The 9220-nt window shown below is 56.6% G+C and carries 7 protein-coding genes; 1 reads left to right on the top strand and 6 read right to left on the bottom strand.

The window, feature by feature from the left end; genetic code table 11:
- Positions 1-170: 170 nt before the first annotated feature.
- From CKW15_RS25305 to CKW15_RS25285, 5 genes are all read right to left on the bottom strand, one after another.
- Positions 171-1145 carry an asparaginase gene (locus CKW15_RS25305; RefSeq protein ID WP_095056948.1) on the bottom strand — a complete coding sequence of 325 codons (975 nt, stop codon included), beginning with the start codon at positions 1143-1145 and terminating at the stop codon, positions 171-173.
- 76 nt (positions 1146-1221) lie between these two features.
- The gene (locus tag CKW15_RS25300) at positions 1222-2418 is read right to left on the bottom strand and encodes a hypothetical protein (RefSeq protein WP_095056949.1); all 1197 of its coding nucleotides are present in this window, start codon (positions 2416-2418) and stop codon (positions 1222-1224) included.
- Between the two features lie 15 nt (positions 2419-2433).
- Positions 2434-3321, bottom strand: coding sequence for a nitrilase family protein (locus tag CKW15_RS25295; RefSeq protein WP_095056950.1), 888 nt, complete (start codon positions 3319-3321; stop codon positions 2434-2436).
- 207 nt (positions 3322-3528) lie between these two features.
- On the bottom strand, positions 3529-5475 hold the full coding sequence (locus CKW15_RS25290) for an FAD-dependent oxidoreductase (RefSeq protein ID WP_095056951.1): 1947 nt from the start codon (positions 5473-5475) through the stop codon (positions 3529-3531).
- A 245-nt stretch (positions 5476-5720) separates the two neighbouring features.
- Positions 5721-6641, bottom strand: a complete 921-nt coding sequence (locus CKW15_RS25285) for a GlxA family transcriptional regulator (protein WP_177408778.1) — start codon at positions 6639-6641, stop codon at positions 5721-5723.
- Positions 6642-6860: 219 nt separating this feature from the next.
- Here CKW15_RS25285 and CKW15_RS25280 point away from each other — a divergent pair, with 219 nt between their 5' ends.
- The gene (locus CKW15_RS25280) at positions 6861-7997 is read left to right on the top strand and encodes an acyl-CoA dehydrogenase family protein (RefSeq protein WP_095056953.1); all 1137 of its coding nucleotides are present in this window, start codon (positions 6861-6863) and stop codon (positions 7995-7997) included.
- Positions 7998-8097: 100 nt separating this feature from the next.
- On the opposite strand, the gene CKW15_RS25275 is transcribed toward CKW15_RS25280, so the two are convergent.
- Positions 8098-9138 carry an NADP(H)-dependent aldo-keto reductase gene (locus CKW15_RS25275; protein ID WP_095056954.1) on the bottom strand — a complete coding sequence of 347 codons (1041 nt, stop codon included), beginning with the start codon at positions 9136-9138 and terminating at the stop codon, positions 8098-8100.
- Positions 9139-9220: the final 82 nt, after the last annotated feature.

Below are 9220 nucleotides of genomic sequence, written 5' to 3'. Positions count from 1 at the left end.
AGTTGAAAAGGTCGCCGAGGTCGAGCAGGTCTTGTTGAACAGACATAAAAAATCCGATGCCAGAGGTCTGGCATCGGATTTTCTAGGAAGCCCTGCGCGAGCTCAAATGCTTAAGTGAACAGCATTATGCATATGCAGGCCTTTTTTGTGCGATCAAGTTCCCTGTGTGGTCATTCGAGATAACTGGTCACCTCATCCTGCCGCTGACAACCGATGAGCAGCCAGAGCAGGATCCTGGCTTTGCGCGGACACAGAAAGCCGGCCATATGCGCCCCCTTGCGGATCAAGTCCATCTCGCTGCCAACAAACCCATAGGATGCTTGCGCGGTGGAACCGGAGCCGGTGCGAGTCGCAATGATCACGGGGATTTTTCCGGCGATGGTCTCGATCACCGTCGTCCACTTCTCGGAAACATGACCGGCGCCAAACCCGGCGATTACCAAGCCGTCATAACCGAGCTTAAGGATGTTTTCCACAATCAGCGTGTCAGCGGACAGTGACGCTTCAAGCATGGCCACCTTGTGCAGGGTCTGTTGCGGCAAAGGCAAGACATTACGCAGAACCGGTGAGCGCAGATAGTGAACGTGACCCTCCACCAGCAGGGCTGCAGGTCCAAAGATCGGGGAGGAGAAAGCGTGTACCGCCAGCGAATCGGTTTTTCGCACGCTGCTTGCGTGATGCACCTGTCCGTTCATCACGACCTGGACGCCTCGCTGCCGGCTATTTGGGTTCAGCGCGACTCGACAAGCGTCCAGCAAATTGGCCGGTCCGTCAGCGCCAGCCTGTTGGGCTGAACGCATGGCGCCGGTCAGAATCAGGGGGACATCGTGGTCCCACAGGTAGTCGAAAAACGAAGCTGTCTCTTCGAGTGTGTCAGTGCCCTGAGTGATGACAACACCCTCGGCACCTTGCGCCACTTGATATTTCGCCCATGAAAGGACGCTCAGCAAACACTCGAAATCCAATGATGCGCTGGGCAACAGACAAAGGGTTTCCACCGTCACCTGAGCCAGTGATTTCAGTTCGGGAACCGAGGCCAGCAGGGTTTCTCCGCTGACCGTTGGAATCACCCCTTCACCGGCACTCCTGGGCTGCATGCTCACCGTCCCGCCGAGTGCCGCGATGGCCAGCTTGGGCAAGTTCATCTCATACCTCGCTTACATGGGTTTAGAAATGGCTGTACCCGGTTTTGAGCCGTAATACAGCCAGGCCGCAAAGTGCTCAGTCTGCGATCAGTGTGCCGATCAACGGGACGATCAGCAGTGTACTGATGGCCATGGAGAGAACATTGCCGATGTAACCGTGGAAATCGGCTGGCAATCGTTTAGCGATGGCGCACGCCAGAGGGGGAGCAATGATCGCCCCCAGCAGTGCACTGGAAGCGATGACTTGCCAGCTGCCGCCATAAGCCAAAATCGCTGCTGGCACCACGGAAACCATCGGGACGTACGTCGGATACCAGCCGAGCAACCGCCATTGCCGACGCCAGATCAATACCCCGATGGCTGACGTTAAAGCTTGTGCACCCATCAGATGGAGCAATAAGCCGGAACCGTAGGCCGGACTCAGTGCGTTCAGGGCATACGCCAGCAACGCGCCAAGGAGCAAGCCGAGGCTGGCCAGTTCATTGCCAAAGAACGGGGCTTCTGAAAAGTCAGCCAGGACTCGGCGCAAACTCCACACCAGTCCATAATCGGGTGCTTTGGTGATGGCCGGCTCCGGGGTAGACGCTGTGGTCAGTGGGGTTGCGGATTTCACCAGCCTCGGACAGCAGCGACAGAGCAGAAAAGCCGCGACGCTGGCGATTGCCATACCCAGCACATTGCCGATTACTGCCGGTAGCTCCAACGGGTTGCACACGTAGTTAACGATTAGCAGGCACATCGGCGTAACCAGTAATGCGCCCATGATCGCGCCGTTGATCGTGACCTTCCAGCCACCTCCGAACATAAGCACCATTGCTGCAGGCAGTGAGACAAAAGCAGCAAAGGTGGGTTGCCAACTGCTGGCGGTGACCGTCCAGCCCCACAACAGGTTACTCAACAGCAAGCCCAGCAATGAACTGGTCACCAGCCATGGCCATAATCCGCTGCCGTAAGAGATGGCAAAGCCTTGCCAACGCTTACCGGTTCGATTGGCCCAATAAGCCAGGTAGGCACCGGCCAATAACCCGATTGAAGCGAACTCATGTTTGTAGAAGGCCACTTCGCTGATATCACCCAGTATCCAGCGTAGCCAGGCGCCAGGGTCGGGAAGCGCTGACACCATGTCGTTGTAGCTCGGCCAATGAGCCGCCCACGCCGTTCTAAACGTGAACGACAGCCAGATAATCAGCAACGTTGTGCCAAGCATCAATACGAGGATCGGCTTGTCGAACGGTGATCCGGTCAGTCGTTGTTTGTTGTTTGAGGTTTCCATCGGCAACACCCCCAGTCAGCGCGGCAGGCAAGAGTGTTGGGTGTAACCGAGCATCTGATCATAAAGATCAGCTCGACGATCACGATGTAGATCGTTCAAGTTGTTCCAGATCGGTGCGCTGCGCGATGAGGTCAGGTCAACGTCGGCAAACAGGATTTCTTGCGCGTCAGCTGACGCCACGGAGCCAATCGGCCAGCCATTGGTGCCTGCGATCAACGAGCAGCCCAGATAGCGAGCACCTCGCTCCTCGCCGATACGGCTTGCCGCCGCAATAAACACATTGTTTACGTGTGCTGCCGTCATCGTCAGGTATGACGCCATGCACTTGCCGGCATCATCGAACAGCGGAGGTGGCGTCCACACCCAGTTGTTCAAGCTGCAAATGATGTCCGCACCTTGTTGGCTGAGGATTCGAGGTACTTCCGGAAACCAGATGTCCCAACAGATCAACAAACCAATACGGCCGATGGGCGTCTCAAACACCGGAAAACCCAGATCTCCGGGGGTAAACCAGAGTTTCTCCAGGTTCCACAAATGGGCTTTTCGGTACTTGCCGATAAACCCCTCAGGTCCCACCAGCACAGCTGTGTTGAAGAGTCGCATACCCTCGCGTTCAGCCAGGCCGGCTACGAGGTAAACCTTGTGCTCACGGGCAAAACTCATCCAGTTCTGTACGCTTGGACCGTCAGGTACCCGCTCCGCATGGTTGAAGGCATCCTGCCGTCCACTGAAGAAATATCCGGTGTTGGCAAGCTCGGGCAGCACAATGAGATTCGCCCCACCGTTTACCGCCTCGAGCGCCAACGTCAGGCTGTTACACCGATTGTCTTCACAATTCTCTGTGCCCACTTGCGGGTCAAATTGCACGACTGCGACACGAACAGGGCTTGCTGGCTGATTCATTTCCGATAACCTCTTTTTATTGTTATTCACGCTGTTTAATTGCGTGTTTATAAGAGTTGAATCGGCGAGTGGGCGTAAGTCAGCCGCTTCCGGTAAGGCTGTAGTCCTTATCCCAAGATGGGTGAGCGAGGGCTTGATTTGGTTTGATGGTGAAGCGGGGAGGGCGAGCCATCACATCGCGTGCATGGCTCTGGAGCGGGTATTTGGTCAGGGTTTGAGTTTGTAGTGCGGATAATCACTCATCGAGAAGCCGCCATTGAACGCGGCACTCGTTTTGTTGCAGATATGAATGACCGCATCGATGGCACCTCGAAAGCAAGGCTCCGTCCAGCCTGCATCGACCGAGAATGATTCTCCGGATAAATACAGGCCCGAAATGTGCGCGAAGTCCCTGTTGTACTTCATCAGGCTGACGGCATCGTAGTAGGTGCCGGGCCGATAAAGCTTTGCGCAACCCATTGCGTTTTTATCGGTTATCCAGCGTTGAACCACCGCTTGATCAAGGCCGATATAGGGCGAGATTTTTTCCTGGATGTTGGCGGAGTTCATCAGGATGCGGTCCAGCTCTTTGGCGCATTTGTTCACCAGTTCTTTATCCGTGAAGGAGGCCAGTTTGGTGGCGTCATCCTCCCATGTGTAACTCAGGAGGATGCAGTCATAGGTATAGTTTTCGTTGTAGCGATAGGTGTAGACATCATGGACAAAGCTATCCGTGACGAGCACTTGCGGGATTTTTTTGTTGTTCGAGAGGAATGATTTTTTCAGCGGAGCATAGACCTTGCAGCTGGTTTCCCAGTGGGCGGTTTTCCAGGCATTAATCGTCTCGAAGGGCAGCATCTCTTGCTTGAAGTTTTCGAGTTTGATTCGTGTCTCGATCACCCAGGACGGAAGGGTAACAATGACCGAATCAAAGTCGTCGAAGTGTTCCTGGGCTTGCTCGGGTTGGCTGTGCTTCCAGTTGTAGTAAACGCGTAGTTGCTGGTTGGTGAGCTTTTTGAGTTTGGTGACAGAGGCGTCGGTCAGCAGTCCATTGCTTCGTTCCAGGCTATGTCCGTAGACGGATTTTCCGGTTTCCTCGGTTTTCATGAATAAAAGGCATTCATCCAGCGCTGCGAGTCCGATGTACCTTGGTCTGTCGAAACCCAGTCCGGTCGAGTCGAAAACGACTTCACTGTGCAGATAGGGTGATGCCAGCGGCTCGCCATTGGCATCCACCCGACCATGGATCAATTGCAGCTGGCTGCTGAATCCGAAAATGGCAGTACGCAAGGGATAAAGGGCGCAAACATCGTAGAAGGCGCCCCAACTGCCGTCACCGATGCCGATCGCGTAGAAAATGGCCGACTCCTCGGCGGACATCCCCATTCCACCAAAGTCCCCGGGCGAACGTTCACTCCAGGCATGCAGAGTCGGCATGCTGACCAGATCGCGAAATGAAACCCCTTGGTATTTCTCAACAATGGCAGCCCACATGGCTTCCCACTTCTCGCTGGCGTACACCTCTGCGATGTGTCGAGTCATGCGATCGGCAAATGCTCTCCACTTGGCATAGACCTTTTGTAGCGCCTCCCCGGGAGGAGGAGTCAGGCCATCGGTGTTTTTCCAGATCAACATTTGCGGAGTTGGACCGTCACCCACGCGGCCCTCTCGGAGATAGATCCCGGTAGAACTGACCCATTGGCTCCCGGGGTTGGGAAAGTCTGAAAGCGCCAGGTCAAACGCCTTGGCGTAGTAGGCCATCAGCGATCTGCCCTCTGTAGGCGCTTCGCCCTCCCGGTTGAAAAAGGGCATGCGCATGGCTCCCATTTCAAAGGGGGTATGGCTCTGGGAGGAGCTAGGGCTGCCGGCGACGGTCAGGTGTCTGCCGCCAATGCGTCTGGATTGTTCGATGAGCGTAATGTTGGTGAAGCCGCAACGGTACAGCTCCCGGGCAGCCGTCAGCCCGGTGACGCCTGCGCCAATAATGCAAATTCTGTGTTGCGTATCGGTTGCCCTGGCGATGCCGTTCTCTTGTTCAACCAGTTGCCGATAATCGAAGCATAAGTCTGGCGGGTTGGGAAAACGTGCTGCCCATTTACCTTTGGTTGAGCGCTTGGTTCGAGTGACTTCCTTGGAAATCGATGAGGGGTAGTTGTAGCTTGAACCGATAGTCACTGTTGACCTTCCTTGTCAGCGCTGAGGGTGATTGCAAGGAAGAAGGTTGTACTGTTGTCGGTTCTACATCTATGAGTCGAAGCGTGTACGACTGCATTCCGTTTTCAGCTTTTTGCGTAGGAAAAAATCATGAAAAGACCTGCGATTGCAGGTCTTTTTGTGCGCCGAAGAACAAAAGATCACAGGCTTCGTCAGCGCCTGCGGGTACACACCATTCTGCAGGCGCTGCCGTAGGCTGCGATCTTTTAGGCCGCTTGCTGAAACTGTTGCCGATACTGGTTTGGTGACAGCTCCGTGTGCTGGCGGAACAGGCGCGCAAAGAAGCTCGCATCGTCGTAGCCGACTTCGTAGCTGATGGTCTTGATGCTTTTGCGGCTGGCGGACAGCAAGCCCTTGGCGGTTTCGATGCGCAGGCGTTGCAGGTAATGCAGCGGCTTGTCGCCGGTGGCGGTCTGGAAGCGGCGCATGAAGTTGCGGATGCTCATGCCATGTTCGCGGGCGACGTCTTCGAAGCGGAATTTGTCGGCGAAGTGTTCTTCGAGCCAGTGCTGGATCTGCAGGATAATCACGTCCTGATGCAGCTTCTGCCCACCGAACCCGATGCGTCCCGGCGAATAGCTGCGCTGGACTTCATAGAGAATGTCGCGCGCCACGGCCTGGGACACGTTGGCGCCGCAGAAACGCTCGATCAGATAAATGTACAGGTCGCATGCCGAGGTGGTGCCGCCCGCGCAATAAAGATTGTCGGCGTCGGTCAGGTGCTTGTCCTGATTGAGTTGAACCTTGGGGAACCGTTCGGCGAAGGCATCGAAGAAGCGCCAATAGGTGGTCGCTTCCTTGCCATTGAGCAGGCCGGCCTCGGCGAGCCAGAACACACCGGTGGCTTCGCCACACAGCACCGCACCGCGCGCATGCTGCTGACGCAACCAGGGCAGGACCTGTGGATAACGTTTGCACAGCGAATCGAAGTCGTCCCAGAACGCGGGGAGGACGATGATATCGGCGTTTTCCAGCGCGCCGTCCACCGGCATCATCACATCGCTGAAGCTGTTCACCGGTTTACCGTCGGGGCTGACCAGTCGGGTTTCGAACGCTGGAGTCAGGCCATGACCCAGCTGCTTGCCGTAGCGCAGGCTGGCGAGATGGAAGAAATCTTTGGCTTGCATGAGGGTGGTAGCGAAAACCCGGTCGGTTGCCAGGATGCTGACGCGCCGCAGGGGCGTGGAGGCTTGGTTAGACATAATTCAACTTTATTCTTATAGGGGAAAGTGGTCACCAGACGGCTGGATCGTCTTATTTTTTGTCGGATGTGTCCAGTGTCCTGTATCGAGAGCGGGGCTTAGTCTCTGAGGTCTGTTTCTTCTAAAAATAAAGAAAGGTGCCGCATGATCCCTAGAACCCTGTTCAGTTCCGAGCACGAACTTTTTCGCGACAGCGTGCGCACATTCCTCGAAAAAGAAGCGGTGCCGTTCCATGGGCAATGGGAAAAACAGGGCTATATCGACCGTAAGCTCTGGAACAAGGCAGGGGAGGCGGGGATGTTGTGCTCGCATTTGCCGGAAGAGTACGGCGGGCTGGGGGCGGACTTTCTATACAGCGCAGTGGTGATTGAAGAGGTCGGTCGACTGGGTTTGACCGGCATCGGATTCTCGCTGCATTCGGACATCGTTGCTCCTTACATCCTGCATTACGGCAGCGAGGCGCTGAAACACAAATACCTGCCGAAGCTGGTATCTGGCGAGATGGTCACCGCGATTGCCATGACCGAGCCGGGTGCCGGCTCCGACCTGCAAGGGGTGAAAACCACCGCCGTGCTCGACGGCGATGAATATGTCATCAACGGCTCGAAGACCTTTATCACCAACGGTTATCTGGCGGATCTGGTGATTGTCGTTGCCAAGACCGATCCCAAGGCGGGCGCGAAAGGCACCAGCCTGTTTCTGGTCGAGGCCAATACGCCGGGCTTCGAAAAGGGCAAGCGCCTGGAAAAGGTCGGCATGAAAGCCCAGGACACCTCGGAATTGTTCTTTCAGGATGTCCGGGTGCCGAAGGAAAACCTGCTCGGCCAGGCCGGAATGGGCTTTGCCTATCTGATGCAGGAGTTGCCGCAGGAGCGGTTGACCGTGGCCATCGGCGGGCTGGCGTCAGCCGAGGCCGGTTTGCAATGGACGCTGGATTACACCCGCGACCGCAAAGCGTTCGGCAAGTCGATCGCGGACTTCCAGAACACCCGTTTCAAGCTGGCTGAGATGGCGACGGAAATCCAGATCGGCCGGGTCTTCGTCGACCGCTGCCTTGAACTGCATCTGCAAGGCAAACTCGATGTGCCAACGGCGGCGATGGCCAAATACTGGGGCACCGATCTGCAATGCAAGGTGCTCGACGAGTGCGTGCAACTGCATGGCGGTTACGGCTTCATGTGGGAATACCCGATTGCCCGGGCGTGGGCGGATGCGCGGGTGCAACGGATTTATGCCGGGACCAATGAAATCATGAAGGAGATTATTGCGCGGTCGCTTTGATGGCCCGGTGACTGTAGGAGCCGGCTTGCTGGCGAACCTGGCGACGCGATGCGTCAGGCAAGTCGCCCTCGCTGGCAAGCCAGCTCCTACAAATGCGGGATTATGGAGCAGGGTTCGGATGATCCTTGTGGATCGCCTCGATCCCTTCCAGCACCTCTTCCGACAGCTTCAGGTCAAAACTGGCGATGTTGCTGTCCAGTTGCTCAAGCGTGGTCGCGCCAATGATGTTGCTGGTCACGAACGGCTGCTGAGTGACGAAGGCCAACGCCATTTGCGCTGGGTCCAGGCCGTGCTTGCGGGCCAATGCCACATAGCGGCTGCACGCTGCTTCCGACTGCGGGTTGAAGTAGCGACTGAAGCGGCTATAGAGGCTCAGGCGGCCCTTCGGCGGGCGCGCGCCACCTTCGTACTTGCCCGACAGAAAGCCAAACGCCAACGGCGAATAAGCCAGCAGGCCGCACTGTTCGCGGATGGCGATTTCCGCCAGGCCGACTTCGAAGCTGCGATTGAGCAGGTTGTACGGGTTCTGGATCGACACGGCGCGTGGCCAGCCACGGGCTTCGGCCAGGGCGAGGAAGCGCATGGTGCCCCATGGCGTTTCGTTGGACAGGCCGATGTGGCGAATCTTGCCGGCCTTGACCTGCTCGTCCAGCGCTTCGAGGGTGTCCTCCAGTGGCGTCAGGTTCGCTTCGGTGACGTGTTTGTAACCCAGCTGGCCGAAGAAGTTGGTGCTGCGCTCTGGCCAGTGCAGTTGATACAGGTCGATGTAATCGGTTTGCAGGCGCTTGAGGCTGCCATCGACGGCCTCCGTGATGTGCTGTCGATTGTGTCGAAGATGCTTGTCGCGAATGTAGTCGATGGTGTTGCCGGGGCCGGCGATCTTGCTGGCCAGGATCCAGTCGGCACGATCGCCGCGGCTTTTGAAGTAATTGCCGATGTAGCGTTCGGTGCTGGCGTAGGTTTCGGCCTTGGGCGGCACCGGGTACATCTCGGCGGTATCGATGAAGTTGATCCCGGCGCTCTTGGCCCGTTCAATCTGGGCGAAGGCGTCTGCTTCGCTGTTTTGCTCGCCCCAGGTCATGGTTCCGAGGCAGAGGGCACTCACGTTCAGATTGGTTCGGCCTAGCTGGCGATATTCCATCGGGGTGCTCCTTGGGCAAAACAATCATAAAAGCAGGTTGAATTATTTTTCGCAATCTGCATAATTGCGCACCTCTTTCTGC

It is taken from the genome of Pseudomonas sp. Irchel s3b5 (genome assembly GCF_900187435.1).
Taxonomy (GTDB): Bacteria; Pseudomonadota; Gammaproteobacteria; order Pseudomonadales; family Pseudomonadaceae; genus Aquipseudomonas.
Note: the sequence above shows the minus strand (reverse complement) of the source record. Positions and strands in the feature narration are given on the sequence as shown.

What these genes read in the sequence shown, in the direction of transcription:
- CKW15_RS25305 (WP_095056948.1), bottom strand. Translation starts at nt 1,145, where the DNA reads ATGAACTTGCCCAAGCTGGCCATCGCGGCACTCGGCGGGACGGTGAGC.
- CKW15_RS25300 (WP_095056949.1), bottom strand. Translation starts at nt 2,418, where the DNA reads ATGGAAACCTCAAACAACAAACAACGACTGACCGGATCACCGTTCGAC.
- CKW15_RS25295 (WP_095056950.1), bottom strand. Translation starts at nt 3,321, where the DNA reads ATGAATCAGCCAGCAAGCCCTGTTCGTGTCGCAGTCGTGCAATTTGAC.
- CKW15_RS25285 (WP_177408778.1), bottom strand. Translation starts at nt 6,641, where the DNA reads ATGCAAGCCAAAGATTTCTTCCATCTCGCCAGCCTGCGCTACGGCAAG.
- CKW15_RS25280 (WP_095056953.1), top strand. Translation starts at nt 6,861, where the DNA reads ATGATCCCTAGAACCCTGTTCAGTTCCGAGCACGAACTTTTTCGCGAC.
- CKW15_RS25275 (WP_095056954.1), bottom strand. Translation starts at nt 9,138, where the DNA reads ATGGAATATCGCCAGCTAGGCCGAACCAATCTGAACGTGAGTGCCCTC.